Origin of the sequence: Burkholderia sp. AU45274, from assembly GCF_030482505.1 — a bacterium.
Taxonomy (GTDB): Bacteria; Pseudomonadota; Gammaproteobacteria; order Burkholderiales; family Burkholderiaceae; genus Burkholderia.
The window spans coordinates 21,897-41,190 of sequence record NZ_JAUJQE010000017.1 but is presented as its reverse complement, the minus strand read 5'-3'; the positions used below and the strand labels follow the sequence as shown (position 1 = coordinate 41,190).

The 19,294-nt window shown below is 67.7% G+C and carries 17 protein-coding genes; 10 read left to right on the top strand and 7 right to left on the bottom strand.

Annotation, left to right across the window (positions count from 1 at the left end):
* Positions 1-4 precede the first annotated feature (4 nt).
* A complete protein-coding gene (locus QZM35_RS34960; protein WP_089426631.1) occupies positions 5-784 on the top strand; it encodes an ABC transporter ATP-binding protein in 780 nt (259 codons plus the stop codon).
* A 75-nt stretch (positions 785-859) separates the two neighbouring features.
* Here QZM35_RS34960 and QZM35_RS34955 read toward each other — a convergent pair whose 3' ends face one another.
* The gene (locus QZM35_RS34955; RefSeq protein WP_089426075.1) at positions 860-1,357 is read right to left on the bottom strand and encodes a GNAT family N-acetyltransferase; all 498 of its coding nucleotides are present in this window, start codon (positions 1,355-1,357) and stop codon (positions 860-862) included.
* A gap of 133 nt (positions 1,358-1,490) precedes the next feature.
* Here QZM35_RS34955 and QZM35_RS34950 point away from each other — a divergent pair, with 133 nt between their 5' ends.
* Positions 1,491-2,417 (top strand): LysR family transcriptional regulator, encoded by a 927-nt coding sequence (locus QZM35_RS34950; protein WP_301777646.1) that lies wholly within the window; start codon positions 1,491-1,493, stop codon positions 2,415-2,417.
* Between the two features lie 562 nt (positions 2,418-2,979).
* A complete protein-coding gene (locus QZM35_RS34945) occupies positions 2,980-4,059 on the top strand; it encodes a porin (RefSeq protein WP_089426633.1) in 1,080 nt (359 codons plus the stop codon).
* A 142-nt stretch (positions 4,060-4,201) separates the two neighbouring features.
* Here QZM35_RS34945 and QZM35_RS34940 read toward each other — a convergent pair whose 3' ends face one another.
* Positions 4,202-4,540, bottom strand: a complete 339-nt coding sequence (locus tag QZM35_RS34940; RefSeq protein ID WP_006398637.1) for a P-II family nitrogen regulator — start codon at positions 4,538-4,540, stop codon at positions 4,202-4,204.
* 83 nt (positions 4,541-4,623) lie between these two features.
* Entirely contained in the window at positions 4,624-6,330 is a 1,707-nt protein-coding gene (locus QZM35_RS34935; protein WP_174976250.1) for an NAD+ synthase, read from the bottom strand.
* 110 nt (positions 6,331-6,440) lie between these two features.
* Here QZM35_RS34935 and QZM35_RS34930 point away from each other — a divergent pair, with 110 nt between their 5' ends.
* From QZM35_RS34930 to QZM35_RS34920, 3 genes are all read left to right on the top strand, one after another.
* The gene (locus QZM35_RS34930) at positions 6,441-7,619 is read left to right on the top strand and encodes a GNAT family N-acetyltransferase (protein ID WP_301777629.1); all 1,179 of its coding nucleotides are present in this window, start codon (positions 6,441-6,443) and stop codon (positions 7,617-7,619) included.
* Positions 7,620-7,911: 292 nt separating this feature from the next.
* Positions 7,912-8,946 (top strand): AraC family transcriptional regulator, encoded by a 1,035-nt coding sequence (locus QZM35_RS34925; RefSeq protein ID WP_301777628.1) that lies wholly within the window; start codon positions 7,912-7,914, stop codon positions 8,944-8,946.
* A 49-nt stretch (positions 8,947-8,995) separates the two neighbouring features.
* A complete protein-coding gene (locus tag QZM35_RS34920) occupies positions 8,996-9,814 on the top strand; it encodes a GIY-YIG nuclease family protein (protein WP_301777627.1) in 819 nt (272 codons plus the stop codon).
* A 54-nt stretch (positions 9,815-9,868) separates the two neighbouring features.
* Here QZM35_RS34920 and ppa read toward each other — a convergent pair whose 3' ends face one another.
* Complete coding sequence (gene ppa / locus QZM35_RS34915) at positions 9,869-10,396, bottom strand: inorganic diphosphatase (RefSeq protein ID WP_011352863.1); 528 nt, start codon at positions 10,394-10,396, stop codon at positions 9,869-9,871.
* A 470-nt stretch (positions 10,397-10,866) separates the two neighbouring features.
* On the opposite strand from ppa, the gene QZM35_RS34910 reads away from it, so the two are divergent.
* From QZM35_RS34910 to QZM35_RS34895, 4 genes are all read left to right on the top strand, one after another.
* Complete coding sequence (locus tag QZM35_RS34910; protein WP_089426079.1) at positions 10,867-12,306, top strand: aldehyde dehydrogenase family protein; 1,440 nt, start codon at positions 10,867-10,869, stop codon at positions 12,304-12,306.
* 92 nt (positions 12,307-12,398) lie between these two features.
* On the top strand, positions 12,399-13,157 hold the full coding sequence (locus QZM35_RS34905) for an SDR family oxidoreductase (RefSeq protein WP_089426080.1): 759 nt from the start codon (positions 12,399-12,401) through the stop codon (positions 13,155-13,157).
* 176 nt (positions 13,158-13,333) lie between these two features.
* On the top strand, positions 13,334-14,638 hold the full coding sequence (locus QZM35_RS34900) for an MFS transporter (protein WP_089426081.1): 1,305 nt from the start codon (positions 13,334-13,336) through the stop codon (positions 14,636-14,638).
* An 18-nt stretch (positions 14,639-14,656) separates the two neighbouring features.
* Entirely contained in the window at positions 14,657-15,022 is a 366-nt protein-coding gene (locus QZM35_RS34895) for a DUF4180 domain-containing protein (protein WP_301777626.1), read from the top strand.
* A gap of 104 nt (positions 15,023-15,126) precedes the next feature.
* Here QZM35_RS34895 and QZM35_RS34890 read toward each other — a convergent pair whose 3' ends face one another.
* The 3 genes from QZM35_RS34890 to hemC are packed head-to-tail and all read right to left on the bottom strand — an operon-like array spanning position 15,127 to position 19,291.
* Entirely contained in the window at positions 15,127-16,314 is a 1,188-nt protein-coding gene (locus tag QZM35_RS34890; protein WP_301777625.1) for a heme biosynthesis protein HemY, read from the bottom strand.
* A 2-nt stretch (positions 16,315-16,316) separates the two neighbouring features.
* On the bottom strand, positions 16,317-18,287 hold the full coding sequence (gene hemDX, locus QZM35_RS34885; RefSeq protein ID WP_301777624.1) for a fused uroporphyrinogen-III synthase HemD/membrane protein HemX: 1,971 nt from the start codon (positions 18,285-18,287) through the stop codon (positions 16,317-16,319).
* Entirely contained in the window at positions 18,287-19,291 is a 1,005-nt protein-coding gene (hemC, locus tag QZM35_RS34880; RefSeq protein ID WP_301777623.1) for a hydroxymethylbilane synthase, read from the bottom strand. The genes hemDX and hemC overlap by 1 nt, the downstream gene beginning before the upstream one ends.
* Between the last annotated feature and the right edge of the window lie 3 nt (positions 19,292-19,294).

Sequence of the window (19,294 nt, the reverse complement as noted above, 5' to 3'; positions counted from 1 at the left end):
TATGATGAATTCCCAGACTCAAAAGCTTTTCGTCGACGATCTGCACAAGCGGTACGGCGACAACGAGGTGCTCAAGGGCGTCTCGCTGAAGGCGAACTCGGGCGACGTGATCAGCGTGATCGGCTCGTCCGGTTCCGGCAAGAGCACGATGCTCCGCTGCATCAACTTCCTCGAGCAGCCGAACGCGGGCCGCATCTTCGTCGACGGCGAGGAAGTGCGCACCGCGCTCGACAAGACCGGCGCGCTGCGCGCCGCCGATACGAAGCAGCTGCAGCGCGTACGCACCAAGCTGTCGATGGTGTTCCAGCACTTCAACCTCTGGTCGCACATGAACGTGATCGAGAACGTGATGGAAGCGCCGGTGAACGTGCTCGGCATCCCGAAGAAGGAAGCTGAGGAGCGCGCACGCGAGTATCTCGAGAAAGTCGGCCTCGCGCCGCGCGTCGAGAAGCAGTATCCGTCGCACCTGTCGGGCGGCCAGCAGCAGCGCGTGGCGATTGCGCGCGCGCTGGCGATGCATCCGGACGTGATGCTGTTCGACGAGCCGACTTCCGCGCTCGACCCGGAACTCGTCGGTGAAGTGCTGAAGGTGATGCAGAAGCTGGCCGAGGAAGGCCGCACGATGATCGTCGTCACGCACGAGATGGGCTTTGCGCGCAACGTGTCGAACCACGTGATGTTCCTGCACCAGGGCCGCGTCGAGGAAGAAGGCGTGCCGTCCGAGGTGTTCGCCAACCCGAAGAGCGAACGCCTGCGCGGGTTCCTGTCGGGCAGCCTCAAGTAACATCGCACGCGTCGCGACGCGTGAACGGGCGCCCCGCGGTTCGCCGCGCGGCGCCCGTTTTGCATTGACGCGGCGTTAGGCGGCGTCGACCGGCGCGGCGTCGGCGAACGCACGCAGTTCGTCGCCTGCGAGTCGGTAGCGCACCCATTCGCTCTGCGGCGCCGCGCCGACACTCTCGTAGAAGCGGATCGCCGGCTCGTTCCAGTCGAGCACGCTCCATTCGAAACGCCCGCAGCCCGACTCGACCGCGATCCGCGCGAGCGCCTTCAGGAGCCGCAGCCCGGCGCCCGCGCCGCGAAAGCGCGGCGACACGTACAGATCCTCGAGATACAGCCCCTGCCGGGCCAGCCACGTCGAATACGAGAAGAAATACACGGCGAAGCCGGCCGGCTCGCCGTCGACCTCGCACATCAGCGCGCGCGCCGGCGATCCCTCGCCGAACAGGCTGCGCTCGAGCGACGCGGGCGTCGCGATCACTTCGTGTTCCGCCTTCTCGTAGATGGCCAGCTCGGTGATGAAACGCAGGATCTGCGGCACGTCGGCGACGGTGGCGGAACGGATGTCGATTTGCACGGGTTGAGCCCTCCTCCGGCCCTGGCTTGTAACGGGAAACGATGCCGCGCAGCCGCGCTGGCACCCATCAGAGCGTCATGCTACGTTCATGCTGCTCCTGCAGGAAGTGCAGTTTCTTCATCCGGACCTGAACATGATGCATCCCGATCTGCGCCGCCTCGACCTGAACCTGCTGCTCGTGTTCGATGCGCTGTATCGCCACCGGTCCGTCGCCGCGGCCGCGCACGAGCTCGCGTTGAGCCCGTCCGCGTTGAGCCACGCGCTCGCGCGGCTGCGCGACGCGATCGGCGACGCGCTGTTCGTGCGCCTCGGCAACGAGATGCAGCCGACCGTGCGCGCCGACGACATCGCCGCCTGGGCCGGCGACGCGCTCGACACGATGTCGAAGGGGCTCGCCCGCGCACGCCGCTTCGATCCTGCGCAAAGCGACCGCACGTTCGTGTTCGCGGCGACCGACTACACGGCATTCGCCGTGCTGCCGGCGTTTCTCGCCCGCATCCAGCATGTCGCGCCGCAATTGCGGATCCGCGTCGTGCACTCCGACCGAAAGATCTCCGTCGACGAACTCGCGGCCGGCCGTATCGATTTCGCGCTCGGCTACCACGAGGAATCGGCGGCCGACGCGCCGGGCATCGAGGATTTCGACTGGTTCTCCGACGACTACGTCGTGATTGCAAGCGCCACGCATCCGGAGATTCGCCGGCGCCTGACGCTCGACCAGTACCTGGCCGCACGCCACGTGGTCGTCACGCCGTGGAACGAGTCGCGTGGCGTCGTCGACCATGTGCTCGAACAGCTCGGCCTCGCGCGGCAGGTCGCCGTGCAGTTGCCGACGGTGCTGGCCGCGCCGTTCGTGATCGCGGAATCCGCGCTGCTGATGACGGTGCCGAACCGCGCCGCGCAGGCGTTGCGGCACGCGGCGCCGATCCGCCTCTTTCCGGCGCCGTTCGAGATTCCGCGCTACACCGTGAAGGTCTACTCGCACGCGAAGCATGCGCGCACCGATGCGCATCGCTGGATTCGCGCGCAGTTGCTCGACGCAAGGCCCGCCGCTGCCTGACCGACACAGGTTGGTACCTCGCGCCGGGCGTTGACGGACAAGCGTTTCACGCACCCGCCGGCCCTCTCCGGCAGCCATCCATTCATTACGAAATACTTACCAATTTCTCGCGTCCGACGCTTACGCCCGCGCCCTCGCAGCGTCAATAGTGGCAATCCTTGACCCCTGTTTGCAAAACTCGTGTCTCCCTTGCGGGACAAGGGTTTTCCGTTAATTGCAAACCCTTGGCGCCCCTGTTGCCCACCGTGTTGCATGGCAATTTGGCGACACGTGTTAGTCAAACAACGATTTCCATCGCCACAAAATTGTATTTTTGCTAAATTAGTAACCAAAGTAGCAAAACGAAGTTCGTGAAATGTAGTTTAGCTTCACGACACTACAAGGAGACCCCGCAGGCCGACCCGGCTGCGCGGGACCGCTCAACGGTTTTCCGTCCGCTTGCCCGCGTGCCGCGCTTACCGGCCCTGCACGAGGTCTCCCTGGTTATCCCGCTTTTGCCCGGCGCTCGCGCTCCGGGCATCTCGTGCAGTCTGGGTTGACTTTTTGACAGGGTATGGAGGAGATGATGAAGAAAGCTTTGGTCGCGGCCGCGCTGATGGCTGCTGGGGTGGTGACGGCGCACGCGCAGAGCAGCGTCACGCTGTATGGCCGCCTGGATGCCGGCATCGAGTACATGAACGGCCTGCAAAACGGCCACCAAGTGCGCGCGGAAAGCGGCGACTGGGGCACGAGCCTCTGGGGCTTGAAGGGCACCGAGGACATCGGCGGCGGCAACAAGATCCTGTTCCACCTCGAAGGCGCGTTCAACACGATGACGGGCGGCTTCAGCGGCTCGATCTGGGATCGTTATGCGACGGTCGGCATCTCCAACGACCGCTACGGTACGCTGCTGTTGGGTCGCGAGCTCGCGATCGCCAACGGCGTGTGGGACTTCGACCCGTTCGGCCAGTCGGCCTGGTCGACGGCATCGCTGGTGCGCGGCCGCAACTGGAACAAGACCAGCAACAACGTGTCGTACCAGTCGCCGTCGCTCTACGGCCTCGACTTCTACGGCCAGTTCTCTTTCTCGAACTCGACCAGCTTCAACGGCAACACCGATTCGACCAAGGATGGTCGCGCTGCCGGTGCCCAGATCACCTATACGAACTCGCTGTTCCAGTTGCGCGGCATCTACGACGAAACGCGCGACAGCAACGGCCGCTTCTCGGACGTGTTCAAATACTCGCGCGAATACTTCGCGGGCGTGAACGTATTCCTCGGCCAGTTCAAGGTGCAAGCGGCTTACCAGGCATCGCACGCGGACGGCAGCGGCGGCCCGGCCGTCAACAACGGCGTGACGGGTACCCAGCAAGTCTGGGGCGGCGTGACGTGGCAAGCGACGCCGGCAGCGGCGCTGATCGCGGCCGTGTACCACGTGAACGCGAACCACGGTGGCGGCAACGCGAACATCTACACGGTCGGCGGTTCGTACAACATCTCGAAGCGCACGCTGTTCGACCTGCAGGTCGCAACGGTACGCAACAGCAAGACCGCGAACTTCGGCCTGAACGCCAACGGCGCGGGTACCGACGTCTCTACCGGCAATCCGAAATTCGGCGGCAGCCAGACCGGCGTCTACGCCGGTATCCAGCACCTGTTCTGATCAGGCGCCGTTCTCAAAGAATCGATTCAACGACGTTTTCCACGCTGCTGCGAGAGGCGCGTATCGGTGCGGTACCCAACCGGGTATCGCACCGTTTTTTATTGGCGGGCCGGCTTTGTGCGGCCTTCGACGAAGGCGGCGCTCAGACGGCCGCTTCGTTCTCTTCGCCGGTGCGGATGCGGATCACGCGCTCGACATCCGACACGAAGATCTTGCCGTCGCCGATCTTGCCGGTGCGGGCCGCGCCGATCACCGCGTCGATCACCTGGTCGACCTGCGCTTCCGCGACGACCACCTCGATCTTCATCTTCGGCAGGAAGTCGACGACGTATTCGGCGCCGCGATACAGCTCGGTATGGCCCTTCTGGCGGCCGAAGCCCTTCACTTCCGTCACGGTCAGGCCCGTGAGACCCACTTCGGCGAGCGCTTCGCGGACTTCGTCCAGCTTGAACGGCTTGATGATGGCAGTGATGCGTTTCATGGTGGTTGTCCCCCAATGCTCGTTTGGATGCAAAATCGCGACCCCGATTGTAAGCCTGCGAGCCGCACGCGGCCCAGCACCGCTCAATCGAGCCGTTCGGTAAACCGTGACGTGATCGGGTAGCGCCAGTCGCGCCCGAACGCGCGATGCGTGACGCGGATGCCGATCGGCGCCTGGCGGCGCTTGTATTCGTTGATCTTGATGAGCCGCGTCACGCGCTCGACGTCGGCCTGCGCATAACCGGCCGCGACGATCTCGGCGAGCGGCCGATCCTCTTCCATGTACATCCGCATGATCGCGTCGAGCACGTCGTACGGCGGCAGGCTGTCCTGGTCGGTCTGGTTCTCGCGCAGCTCGGCCGACGGCGCGCGCGTGAGGATCCGCTCCGGGATCACGTCGCGCAGCGGGTAGTCGGCCGTTTCGTTGCGATAGCGGCACAGCCGGTACACGAGCGTCTTCGCGATGTCCTTGATCACCGCGAACCCGCCGGCCATGTCGCCGTACAGCGTGCAGTAGCCGACCGCCATCTCGCTCTTGTTGCCGGTCGTCAGCACGATCGAGCCGAACTTGTTCGACAGCGCCATCAGCAGCGTGCCGCGAATGCGCGCCTGGATGTTCTCCTCCGTCGCGTCTTCCGCGCGGCCCGCGAACTCGCCCGCGAGGGATGCGCGGAACGCATCGAACATCGGCGCGATCGCGATCTCGTCGTAGCGCACGCCGACGCGCCGCGCCATCTCCGCCGCATCGGTGGTCGAGATGTCGGCCGTGAAGCGCGACGGCATCATCACCGCGCGCACGCGCTCGGGCCCGAGCGCATCGCATGCGACGGCCAGCACCAGCGCCGAATCGACGCCGCCCGACAGCCCGATCAGCACGCCCGGAAACCCGTTCTTGCCGATGTAGTCGCGCACGCCCGTCACGAGCGCGCGGTACACCTGCGCGTGCGTCGACAGCTCGGGCGCAATCGCGCCCGGCAGCGGCCGCGCGCCGTCGAATTCGACGATCGCGTGCCCTTCGTCGAACTGCGGCATCTTCGCGACGAGCGCGCCCTGCGCGTCGAGCACGAACGAGCCGCCGTCGAACACGAGTTCGTCCTGGCCGCCGACGAGGTTCACGTACACCATCGGCAACCCGGTTTCGCGAATCCGTGCGCGCAGGATGTCGAAGCGCACCGCTTCCTTGTTCATGTGGTACGGCGAGCCGTTCGGGATCAGCAGCACCTGCGCGCCGGCCGCCTTCGCGATCTGCGCGGCCGACGCGTGCCACGCATCCTCGCAGATGATCACGCCGTATTTCACGCCGTTCAGCTCGAACACGAGCGGCTCGGCGTCGGTCGCGAAGTAGCGCTTCTCGTCGAACACCTCGGCGTTCGGCAGATCCTGCTTGCGGTAGGTGCCGACGATCTCGCCGCCGACGATCAGGGAAACCGCGTTATAGGTATCGGTGGGCGGCACGCCGCGCTCGATCGGGCGGTTTGCATTACCATCGACGGCTGGCGCGTGCGCGCCTTCGCCCGCGCCGCGCAGCGGATGGCCGACCAGCACCGCGAGCCCGTCGAATGCTTTCAACGCGTCGGCTAGCGCGTCGAGTGCCGCGGCGGCCGCCGCGTAGAACGCGGGCCGCAGCAGCAGGTCTTCCGGCGGATAGCCGGACAGCGCGAGTTCCGGCGCGACCATCAGCTGCGCACCATCGTTGTGCGCGGCGCGGGCGGCCGCGACGATTCGCGCGACGTTGCCGGCGAAGTCGCCGACGGTGACGTTGATCTGGGCGAGAGCGAGTCGGGTCTTCATGGCGGGATCGGCGCAGCCCGGCGGCGCGCCCTGAACGGCTGACGAAATCGTCCCGGTGCAGGCCGCGCAGGCCCGCGCATCCGGCGACACAGAACGGTACGGATTCACGCTTGAAACACGAACGCATCGATTATCGCACGGGCATCCTGTCGTCCCCCGCGGAGGTGCCGGCCGAAGAATGGAACGCGCTGCTCGCCCGCGACGCGCAGCCGACGCCCTTCCTGCGCCACGAATTCCTCGACGCGCTGCACGTCGCGCGCTGCGCGGTCGACGATACCGGCTGGTCGCCGCACTTCGTCACGCTGACCGACGAGCGCACCGGCCGCCTCGCGGCCGCCGCGCCGGTGTACGCGAAACAGCATTCATACGGCGAATACGTGTTCGACTGGGCCTGGGCCGACGCGTACCAGCGCAACGACCTGCCCTACTACCCGAAGCTGCTGTGCGCGGTGCCGTTCACGCCGGTGCAGGGCACGCGCCTGCTCGCGGCCGACGACGACGCGCGCCGCCGGCTCGCGGCCACGCTGCTCGCGTTCGCCGAGCAGAGCGACGTGTCGTCGCTGCACGTGCTGTTCCCGACCGGCGACGAAGCGGCGCTCCTCGAATCGATGGGGATGATGCTGCGCGAAGGCGTGCAGTTCCACTGGATCAACGACGGCTACCGCCACTTCGACGATTTCCTCGGCACGCTCGAGCAGAAGAAGCGCAAGAACATCCGTGCCGAGCGGCGCAAGGTGCACGACGCGGGCGTGACGTTCCGGCGGCTCACCGGCGACCAGATCACCGACGCCGACTGGCGTTTCTTCTCGCGCTGCTACCGGCAGACCTATCGCGAACACTATTCGAGCCCGTACCTGAATCTCGACTTCTTCCGCACGATCGGCGCGACGATGCCCGAGAACCTGCTGCTCGTGATCGCGGAAGCCGGCGGGCAGCCGATCGCGAGTGCGCTCGCCGTCTACCGGCGCGGCGAAAACGGCGGCGGCGCGCTGTATGGCCGCTATTGGGGCGCGCTCGAACACGTGCCCTGCCTGCATTTCGAAACGGCTTACTACCAGTTGCTCGAATTCTGCATCGAGGCCGGACTCGATACGTTCGAAGGCGGCGCACAGGGCGAACACAAGCTCGCGCGCGGCTTCCTGCCGACCGTCACGCACTCCGCGCACTGGCTCGCGCACCCGGCGTTCTCGGACGCGGTCGCACGCTTTCTCGAACGCGAGACCGAGCATATCCACGCGTACGTCGACGAGCTGCGCGAACACGATCCGTTCCGGCGCGGCGGCCAGTAACGTCATCAAGGGCCCCGGCATGCGACGATGGCCGGCTTCGCCGCACGCCCCCTTCGGCCCGGTGCGCGGCGAGCGTCACCGTCGCCGGCACCGCCTCGATCGCCCACGCGCACGCCATCGTCGAACGCCGGAACAGCGAAGTTTTCATTGATCCGCCTGAATCGATCTGTTGTACTTGTCATCCCACTCCAGCGTCCCAGTTTAAAAAAATCGACCGGTCACCATGCTTGACCGGCAGGAGCAGTACCTGACCTCTCGCAGCGGGGGCAACCCGAAGGTCATGGAGAGAGACATGGAGTTACGACAGAAATCGGTATCCGTCCGGGTCTACCGACAGGCGCTCGACGACATGCGCCGCAACGGCTTCGACGTCGCGCCGCTGTATGCGACGCTCGGCATCGGCGCGGCCGATCTCGCCGACGACGCGCGGCGCATCCCCGGCGATCGGCACGTCGCCGCGATGCGGCTGATGAGCGACTGGCCGTTGTCCTGGCATCGGCCGCCGCCGCAGGTCGTGCCGTGGCTCGCACCATTCCCCGAACTCGCGGGCGTCACCTGCAACGCCGCGACGCTGCGCGACGCGCTGCACGGCTACCTGCGCTACCGCGAACTGATCGGCAACGTCGACTGGCTTTTCGCGCATGAGACAGGCGACGCGATCGCACTCGAGTACGTGAACGAAGGTGACGGAAGGCCCGCCAGCAGCGCGTTCGCAAATTTCGCGATCCTCGTCGCGCTCGCGCGCCTGTACGATCCGCACGTGCGGATCGACGAAGCCGGGTTCGCGGGCCGCGCGTTCGCGCCGACGGCCGCGTTGCGCGATCTCCTCGGCGCGACGGTGTCGTTCGATGCCGCATGCAACCGCGTCGTGCTGCGCTCCGCGCGCTTCGACACGCCGTTCGAGTGCTACAACGCGCCGCTCGCGGACATCCAGCGTCAGGCGGCCGACGCCGCGCGCGAGCGCGTGCGCGCCCGCTCGACGTTCGGCGCGTCGGTCGAGCAATGCGTGCGCGACTGGCTGCGCACGTCCGACGACGCCGACGTGCCGTCCGACACGCTGATGGAGCACGTCTGCGCGCGCTTCGCGATGTCGCGCTGGACACTGCGCCGGCGGCTGCATCGCGAAGCGGTCGGGTTTCACGCGCTCGTCGCGCAGGCACGGCTCGGTGAAGCGCGCGACCTGCTGCTGAATACGCAATTGCCGATCGGCGAGATCGGCGCGCGGGTCGGCTTCCGTTCGACGAGCGCGTTCACGCGCTTCTTCACGCGCGAACTCGGCGCGGCGCCGAGCCGCTTTCGCGACGGGCACGGCGAGCGGTGGCGTTGACGGGCGCTTTTTCTGAGACACTGGCGGCTTCGCATCCTGCCGCCCTGCCATGTCCTGGTTTCTGTATCTGATCGAATGCGCCGACGACAGCGTCTATACGGGCATCACGACCGACGTTGCCGCGCGCTTCGACGAGCACGCCTCCGGCAAGGGCGCGCGCTATACGCGCTCGCGCAAGCCGCGTGCGGTGCTCGCGTCGTTTCCACTGCCCGACCGGTCGAGCGCGTCGCGCGCCGAGTACTGGGTGAAGCAACTCACGGCGGTGCAGAAGCGGGAACTGGCGGCCGGGTTGCGGACGCTGGAGTCGGTGCTGCCGGCCGTCGTGGCCGTCGATACCAGCGGTGACGAGGCCGGGTTGAAGGCTGGTGCGCGCGGGCGGAAGAAGGCGAAGAACGTCGATCGTGCGGAGAAGATGGTCGAGACGGGCAAAAGCCCGAAGAAGGCCGGAAAGGCCGGGAAAGCCGAAAAGGTCGACAAGCCTGCAAAAGCCGCCAAGTCTCCCAAGGCGACAAAAGCCGCCCCGGTCGCACAGCGCAAGAAGCCCGACAACGATGGGGTCGCAAAAAAGACTTCATCGCGCGGCACACCGGTAACAAAGGACAAGCCGGCCGCACCCGCTTCGTCGAAAGGAAAGGCGCCTGCAGCCAGCGGCAAACTCATCACGACCGGACGCGAAGATGCCGCGCCCGCACCGGCCCGCCGCCGCGCGGCTGCTACCCAAGCCGCCGAAGCGCCAGCCGCTCCCGTTGTCCCTCGCCGCGCGAAGCGCACGAAGGACGCGCCGTCCACCGCCCCGTCGCCCGCGGCCGTACCCGCCGCCGCACGCAAGCGACCCCAACGCACAAAACAAAACCGCGCGGCCTCCTGAGGAGACACGCGCGGTTGGCGTTTCGCACGAACCGGCCGTCGGCCGGTGCGCCGCTTACTTCTTGTAGTTCGCTGCGCCGTCGGTGATTTCCTTGTGCGCGGCTTCGATGCCGGCCCAGCCTTCGACCTTCACCCACTTGCCCTTCTCGAGCGCCTTGTATTGCTCGAAGAAGTGCTTGATCTGGTCCTTCAGGTACTCGGGCACGTCGTCGATCGACTTCAGGTTGGCCGTCATCGGGCAGACCTTGTCGTGCGGCACCGCGACCAGCTTCGCGTCGACGCCCGACTCGTCGGTCATCTGCAGCATGCCGAGCACGCGCGAACGCACGATCGAGCCCGCCAGCAGCGGGAACGGCGTGATCACGAGCACGTCGACCGGATCGCCGTCGCCCGACAGCGTCTGCGGGATGTAGCCGTAGTTCACCGGATAGCGCATGCCCGTGCCGATGAAGCGGTCGACGACGAGAAGGCCCAGTTCCTTGTCCGCCTCGTACTTCACCGGATCGCTTTGCGCGGGAATCTCGATGATCACGTTGAAATCTTGCGGCAGGTCCTTGCCGGCCGGAACATGATTGAAGCTCATGAGCACTCTCTGTAGGTCGATGGGAATTCGGGACAGGGCGCCGCGGCCGATGCATCGCCGCAGGCGTCCCGCAAGGGAATGCGCCATTATAGCCAATCGACCGGTGGCGTCCGGATGACGATCGGCCGATAATCGTTCCGGATGCCCGGCCATTGAACCATTGGCCGCGTGACGTGGAATCGGTGTCGGCGGTTGAAGCGCTATCGCCGGCCGACCGCGAAACATGGGGCCTGGGTGAGCGCTGAGGCGCTAACTCGGGGCGACCGTGAAGCATGGGACCCGGGTGAGCGCTGAAGCGCCAACTCGGGTCGACCGCGAAGCATGGGACCCGGGTGAGCGCTAAAGCGCTAACTCGGGTCGACCGCGAAGCATGGGACCCGGGTGAGCGCTAAAGCGCTAACTCGGGTCGACCGCGAAGCATGGGACCCGAGTAAGCGCTAAAGCGCTAACTCGGGTCGACAGGAGCTGGCATGGAAGAGGCGAAGCACTTCATCGCGGGCGAATGGACGCTGCCCGCGCAACTGGAAACCATCGCGGTCGTCGATCCCTCCGACGGCCAGCCGTTCGCGTCGATCGCCCGCGGCACGGCGCCCGACATCGAGCGCGCGGTCGCCGCGGCCCGCGACGCATTCGCGGGCCCGTGGGGCGCCGCCAGCGCCGCCGAGCGCGGCCGCGTGCTGATGCGCCTGTCGGCGCGTGTCGCCGCGTCGATCGAGGAACTCGCCGCGATCGAAGCGCGCGACACCGGCAAGCCGCTGAAACAGGCGCGCGCCGACGCAGCCGCGCTCGCGCGCTACTTCGAGTTCTACGCAGGCGCCGCCGACAAGCTGCACGGCGAAACCCTCCCCTATCAAGCCGGCTACACGGTGCTGACGGTGCGCGAGCCGCACGGCGTCACGGGCCACATCGTGCCGTGGAACTACCCGATGCAGATCTTCGGGCGCAGCGTCGGCGCCGCGCTCGCGGCCGGCAACGCCTGCGTCGTCAAGCCGGCCGAGGATGCGTGCCTGTCGTTGCTGCGCGTCGCCGAGCTGGCCATCGAGGCCGGGCTGCCGGCCGGTGCGCTGAACATCGTCACCGGCTACGGCCATGAAGCCGGCGCCGCGCTCGCACGCCATCCCGGCATCGACCACATCTCGTTCACGGGATCGCCGGCCACCGGCAAGCTGGTCACGCAGATGGCGGCCGAGAACCACGTACCCGTCACGCTCGAACTCGGCGGCAAATCGCCGCAGATCGTGTTCGCCGACGCCGATCTCGAAGCGGCGCTGCCCGTGCTCGTGTCCGCGATCGTGCAGAACGGCGGGCAGACCTGTTCGGCCGGCAGCCGCGTGCTGATCGAGCGCGCGGTGTACGAGCCGCTCGTCGAGCGGCTTGCCACCGCGTTCAACGGGCTGCGCGTCGGCCCGAGCCGCGCCGACCTCGACTGCGGCCCGCTGATCAACGCGAAGCAGCAACAGCGCGTGTGGGATTTCCTGTCCGACGCGCAGCACGACGGCATTCCGATGGCCGCGCACGGGCAGGTCGTCGCCGACGCGCCCGAAAGCGGCTTCTACCAGGCGCCCGCGCTGCTGCGCGACGTGCCGCCGTCGCACCGGCTCGCGCAGGAGGAAGTGTTCGGCCCCGTGCTCGCCGCGATGCGTTTCGTCGATGAGGACGAAGCCGTCGCGCTGGCGAACGGCACGCCGTACGGCCTCGTCGCGGGCATCTGGACGCGCGACGGCGCACGCCAGATGCGGCTCGCGCGGCGCCTGCGGGCGGGCCAGGTGTTCATCAACAACTACGGCGCGGGCGGCGGCGTCGAGCTGCCGTTCGGCGGCGTGGGCCACTCGGGACATGGCCGCGAGAAAGGCTTCGAGGCACTGTACGGCTTCACCACGCTGAAGACGATCGCGATCCGGCACGGCTGACCGCGCCGCATGCAGCACTTGGCACGCGGCCGGCAGCACCGGGCTGCGTGCCGAAGCACGACGACACTCATATCCAGCACAGGAGACACACCATGCGGTTGAGCGGCAAGACGGCAATCGTCACGGGCGGCGGCTCGGGATTCGGCGAAGGCATCGCGAAGACCTATGCGCGCGAAGGCGCGAACGTCGTCGTCAACGACCTGAATGGCGCGGCAGCCGAGCGCGTCGCGAGCGAGATCGCGCTCGCGGGCGGCAAGGCCATCGCGGTGGCCGGCGACGTGTCGAGGCAGGACGACTGGCACGCGCTGCTGCAAGCGTCGCTCGACGATTTCCACGCGGTGCAGATCGTCGTGAACAACGCGGGCACCACGCACCGCAACAAGCCGGTGCTCGACGTGACGGAAGCCGAATTCGACCGCGTGTACGCGGTCAACATGAAGAGCCTGTTCTGGTGCGTGCAGACCTTCGTGCCGTACTTCCGCGAACGGGGCGGCGGCGTGTTCGTGAACGTCGCGTCGACGGCCGGCGTGCGGCCGCGGCCAGGCCTCGTCTGGTACAACAGCACGAAGGGCGCGATGATCACCGCAAGCAAGTCGCTCGCGGCCGAGCTCGGCGCCGACCGCATCCGCGTGAACTGCATCAACCCCGTGCTCGGCGAAACGGCGTTGATGACCGAATTCATGGGCTGCGAGGACACCCCCGAGAACCGCAGCCGGTTCCTCGCGACGATCCCGCTCGGCCGCTTCTCGACGCCGCAGGACATCGCGAACGCGGCGCTTTACCTTGCCTCCGACGAAGCTGAATTCATCACGGGCGTTTGTCTCGAAGTCGACGGCGGGCGCTGCATCTAGCCGCACCGGGCTGTTGCGTGCCGCGCCGGGTTTCGCCGGCCGGCACGGCATCCACGCATTGCTTCGCACGAAACCGGATCGGGTGCCGCTGCGCCCTCCCCGGCCAACTACAAGGACAGCGGTGCATGGGATCCAAGTAACCGCTAAAGCGCTAACTTTGATCGACAGGAGACAACATGGCAACATCGACGCAGTCGCTGCCGGGCTCGTCCGGCGCATTCGAGGAAGCGACCTACCGCAAGGTGTCGTGGCGGCTCGTGCCGCTCCTGCTGCTGTGCTACGTGGTCGCGTATCTCGACCGCGTGAACGTCGGGTTCGCGAAGCTGCAGATGGCGAGCGACCTGAACCTCAGCGACACCGTCTACGGGCTCGGCGCCGGGATCTTCTTCTTCGGCTATTTCCTCTTCGAAGTGCCGAGCAACATCATCCTGCACAGGGTCGGCGCGCGCGTGTGGATCGCGCGGATCATGGCGACGTGGGGCGTGATCTCGATCCTGACGATGTTCGTCACGACACCCACGATGTTCTACGTGATGCGCTTCCTGCTCGGCGTCGCCGAGGCGGGCTTCTTCCCCGGCGTGATCCTCTACCTCACCTACTGGTATCCCGCGCACCGGCGCGGCCGGATGACGACGTTCTTCATGACGGCCGTCGCGCTGTCCGGCGTGATCGGCGGGCCGCTCTCGGGCTTCATCCTGAAGGCGTTCGACGGCATCAGCGGGTGGCACGGCTGGCAATGGCTGTTCCTGCTCGAGGGTATCCCGTCGGTGCTGGTCGGCGTGGTCGTGTTCCTCAAGCTGGACGAGCGGATCGAGAAGGCGAACTGGCTGACCGACGATGAAAAGGCGCTGCTCACGCGCAACGTCGCTGCCGAAGAGGCCACCAAGGAAGACCCGCCGCTCGGCGCCGTGATGGCCAGCCCGCGCGTGTGGCTGATGGCGCTGATCTACTTCTCGTTCGTGATGGGGCTTTACGGCGTCGGCTTCTGGCTGCCGACCATCATCAAGGCGACGGGCGTGACCGACACGCTCATGATCGGCCTGCTGTCGGCGATTCCGTATGCGGCCGCCGTGGTCGCGATGATCCTGATCGCACGCAGCGCGGACCGGCACCGCGAGCGCCGCTGGCACGTCGCGATTCCGGCCGCGATCGGCGCGCTCGGGCTCGTGCTGTCGGTGATCTGGGCGCACCAGACCGCGCTCGCGATGCTCGGCCTCACGCTCGCGACGATCGGCATCCTGACGACGTTGCCGCTGTTCTGGAGCCTGCCGACCGCTTTCCTCGGCGGCACGGCGGCCGCGGCCGGCATCGCGATGATCAACTCGATCGGCAACCTCGCCGGCTTCCTCAGCCCGTACATGATGGGCTGGCTCAAGCAGGTAACGGGCGCCAACGATTCGGGCATGTACATGCTCGCCGGGTTCCTCGTGCTCGGTGGACTGCTGGCGCTGTCGGTGCCGAAGCGGCTGGTCGACAAGTAACGCAGGGAGCCAACCCGCATGCTCCACCGAATCGTCCAGGCAGCCGGCCACCGTGTGCTGGTCCGCGATCCCGCCGCTGGCCTGGTTCAGCGCGAAAGCGATGCGCTCGATCTCGTCGCGCTCGCGCACGAGCATGAGGCCGATTGGGTCGCGGTGCCCGCCAACGCGCTGCACGAGGATTTCTACCGGCTCGATAGCGGGCTGGCGGGCGCGGTGCTGCAGAAACTCGTCAACTACGGCGTCCGGCTCGGCGTGGTCGGTGATATTGACCGCTGGCTCGCGCGCAGCGAAGCGCTCCGCGCGCTCGTTCGCGAGTCCAATCGTGGGCAATCGGTGTGGTTCGTCGCGAGCGAGGACGACCTGCTGCGCAGGCTCGGCGCGTAACGCACCGCGCGCGCCCGCTGCGTCGCGATCGACGAAAAAAAGCCCCGAAGGCCGCCAGGCGTTCGGGGCTGGTTTGCGCCGCAGCGCGTCAGCGCGTCAGCGCGTCAGACCACGGTAATCGCGAGCGCGCTTTCGCGGTAGTGCTTCGCAGCCTTGTCGGTTTCGCCAAGATGCTCGAACAGCCGCGCGAGCGCGCGATGCGCACGCACCTTCAGCGCCTCGTTGTCGGCCAGCTTCAGTGCCGATTCGAGGAACGACTGCGCCTTGCCCCACAGCTGCTGCTGCTGGCACAGGCGACCGAGCGCGAACAGCAGGTCGGCATCCTCCGGGTGATCCTTCTTCCACCCTTCCGCCTTCTGGATCAGCGGCAGCGCATCGGCGCCGGCCGTATCCGGATAACGGCGCAGCAGGCGCGCATCCCAGTTGTGCGCGAGCGCGTCCTCGACGATGCGGCGCGCTTCGTTGCGGCGCTCGAGCGGGACGAGCAGATCGGCGGCGAGGTCGGCGAGACGCGGCGACTGGCGCTCGGCCGGCGACAGCGACTGCCACACCTCGAGCAGCGCGTCCGGGTCGTGCCGGCGTTCGCGCAGCAGGTTTTCCGCGGCCTGCTGGCGCAGCCGCACGGCCGCCGCCGGATGCAGCGCCTCGCGCTTCTCGAGCGCTTTCGCGAGCTTCAGCACCTCGGCCCAGTTCTTCAACTGCTGCTGCGCGCGCAGCGCGACGTGCTGCGCATGGATGCGCTTGCCGCCCGCCTGCAGGTCGGCCAGCGCGGCAAGCGCGCCGTCGGCATCACGCGCATCCGCGCGCATGTCGGCCGCGGCGAGCAGCCGTGCGTCCTGCCATTCCGGCGCGTCGACCTTCGACAGCCAGTCGTCGCGGCGCGTGTACTCGTGCATCCGGTGCGCGGCGGTGGCCCCGACGAGACTCGCGGCGCCCAGGTTCGCATCGACCGACAGCGCTTCACGCGCGGCCTTCTCCGCGCGCGAGAAGCGGCCCGCATACAGGTTCGCGATCGCGTCGCGCAGCGATGCCTGTGCCTTCTCGTTGCGCGAGCGCGCCCGATACGCGGCGACCCGCTGCGGCATGCGCCAGATGTTGCGCACGATGCGCAGCAGCGCATACACGACGATGAACAGCACGACGATGGCGATCACGAACAAGTTCAGCGACACGTCGATCCGGTACGGCGGATAGACGAGCAGTACCTGCCCCGCGTCGAAACGGCCGACGGTGGCGAGCGCCGCGGCGATCGCGAACAGGACCGCGAGCCAGACGATTCCTCGAAGCGTCATCGTTACCCCCGGCTCTTGAACTGCTGAACGGCGTTCAGGCTCGTGTTCAGGTTCGGCACCGCAACCGTCAGCGATGCGCCGTCAACCTGCTTGAGCAGATCCTCGACGGTCTGCGTGTCCTTCGATGCCTGGTCGAAATACTTCCCGAGCGACGCCTGTGCGGCGTGCAGGTCGGCCTTCATCGCGCTGTCGTTGCGCGCGAGCAGCGACAGGCGGGCAGTCAGCAGGCGCAGCTTCACGTTCTCGCGCACGAAGTAGCCCTGGTCGGGCGACGCGAGCATCGCATCCGCGTTGTCGATGCGGCGCACCTGCACGAGCCCCTTCAACTGCTGGCCGAGGCCGGCCGAGAAGTCGTGCCACCACACCTTCCAGCGCGGCTCGCCGGCCACGGCCGACGACGCGGTGTCGGCCGGCGCGGCCTTCGGCGCCTCGTGCGGGACGATCGCCTCGCCGGACAGCGGCAGCGCGTCGATCTTCGCGATCGCATCGTCGAGCTTGATCGCCAGGCCCGTGAGGTCGGCCGCCGGTGCGGCCTTCAGCTTCTCGATGTCCAGCGCGAGCGCCTTGCGGACCGTGACGGCCTGCGCGCTCTGCGACGTTGCGAGGCGCGCGTCGGCGTTCTGCAGCGCGATCAGCGCGAGCTGCGTGTTGCCGGTCAGCTGAAGCTGCTGGCTCGCGCTCGACAGCATCTGGTCGACTTCCTCGAGCATCCACGCATCGCGGTTGCGCGACAGATCCTGGTATTGCTGCTGCAGCGCCTGCTGTGCGCTCTGCGCGTCGGCGAGCTTGCCGTCGAGCTGCGCAAGCTGCGTGTCGACCTGGTGCGTGCTCGCGAGCGCTTGCTCGGTCTTCATGCGCGTCTCGGCCGTCTGCGCATCCAGCGCCTTCTGGCGCGTGACGAACGTGCCGTCGAGCCGGTCGATCTTGCGGTTCAGTGCGTAGCCGCCGACGCCCGCCGCGCAGCCGAGCACGACGACGACGAACCACAGCACCGCGCTGCCGCCGCGGCGCGCGGGTGGTTCGGCGCCCATGTAGGCAGGGCGGGACGGCGGTGCGGATGCAACGGCCGGCTGGGAAGCGACGCTTTTGGAATCGTTGGTATCTGTCATGCGTTTAGTCACCGGTGCGGCTGTCGCCGGTTGGACGGCCTCCTCGGCCATCGTTCGAAACGCGCGGACGATGCGCTCATCGCCCGCGCCGGTCAGCGTAATCCTATCAAAACCCAATGAACGCGCGGTCTGCTCGATCCGCGGATGCGGCGTCACGAGCGGCGCGTGCTTCAGCGCGTCGATCTCGGCATCGTTCAGGTGCGCCCGCGCGAGTTCGTGCAGGTTGCGCACGCCTTCCGAGCTCGTGACGAGCCACGCATGCGGTTCGCCGTGAAGCAGCGCATGCACGCGCTCCCACGCGCCGACACGCGGCTCGGGCACGACGCGCCGGTAGGCGGCGGCGAGCGTGACGTCCGCGCCGGCCTCGCGCAATCGTTCGGCGAGCCATTCGCGACCGCCGTCGCCGCGCACGATCAGCACGCGCTTGCCCGCCAGCGCCTGGGCGCCGCCGAACGCGGCCTCGATGCACGCGAACAGGCTTTCCGAATCGTAATGGGGTACGCCGCCGTCGGCCGGCGCCTGCGGCGCGATCACGCGATGCGCGGGCGCCGCGATCCCGTGACGCTCGAGCGCCGCCACGCTGCCGGGCCCGACCACGCCGACCGGCAGCGCGTTCGGCCAGATCGCGCCGTACTGCGCGAGCGCGCGGTCGATCGCGTTCGGCGAGACGAAAATCACCAGCGCGTAGTCGGCGAGCGCCGCGAATGCCGCGTCGAGCGGCGCGGGATCGTCGACCGGCGCGATGTCGATCAACGGGAATTCGAGCACGTCGCAGCCGGCCTCGGCCAGTTGCGACGCGAGCGCGCCGGACTGGCCGTCCGGGCGCGTCAGGACAGCGGTGAACGCGCGCGCGCCGCCCGCCATCAGGCGTCGCCCTTGCCGGCGGCCTGCGAGCCCGCGAGCAGCGCCCGGACGATGTCGAGCGCGCCTTGCGCCTCGAGCTCGTCGGACACGGCGCGGCCGAGCGCGAGCGCATCGGCGACGGTCATGACTGCCCCGCACTCCTCGGCCGTCAGCACGCGCTTGCCGTCGGTCGTCGACACACGGCCCGTCAGGTACAGTTCGCCCGCGCGCCACACCGCGTGCGCGGCGAGCGGCACCTCGCAGCTGCCGCCGAGCGCGCGCGACACCATCCGCTCGGCCTCGACCGCGAGCGCGGTCTGCGGGTCGTGCAGCGGTGCGAGCCAGGCGGCGACGTCGTCGCGGTGCGATGCGATCTCGATGCCGAGCGCGCCCTGGCCGGCCGCGGGCGGGCTGGCTTCGACGTCGATCACCGTGCGAATGCGCGCTTCCAGGCCGAGGCGCTTCAGGCCGGCGGCCGCGAGGATGATCGCCGCGTAGTCGCCGCGATCGAGCTTCGCGAGGCGCGTGTCGAGGTTGCCGCGCAGCGGCAGCACGTCCAGGTGCGGGTAGCGCGAGCGCAGCATCGCCTCGCGGCGCAGGCTCGACGTACCGACCACGGCGCCGGCCGGCAGCGCGTCGAGCGACGCGTAGTCGTTCGACACGAATGCATCGCGCGGATCTTCGCGTTCCATGATCGCGGCGAGCGAGAAGCCGTCGGGCAGCGCCATCGGCACGTCCTTCAGCGAATGCACGGCGAGATCGGCGCGGCCGTCGGCCAGCGCGGCCTCCAGTTCCTTCACGAACAGGCCCTTGCCGCCGACTTTCGACAGCGTGCGATCGAGAATCTGGTCGCCGCGCGTCGTCATCCCGAGGATTTTCACGTCACAAGCTGGATATAATTTGCGCAGCGCATCACGCACATGTTCGGCTTGCCACATCGCCAGGCGGCTCTCGCGCGAAGCAATCGTCAACGTCGCGGGCGACTGTGCCTGTTGCGGCCCGGCCGCGGGGGTCTCGGAATTCATTGC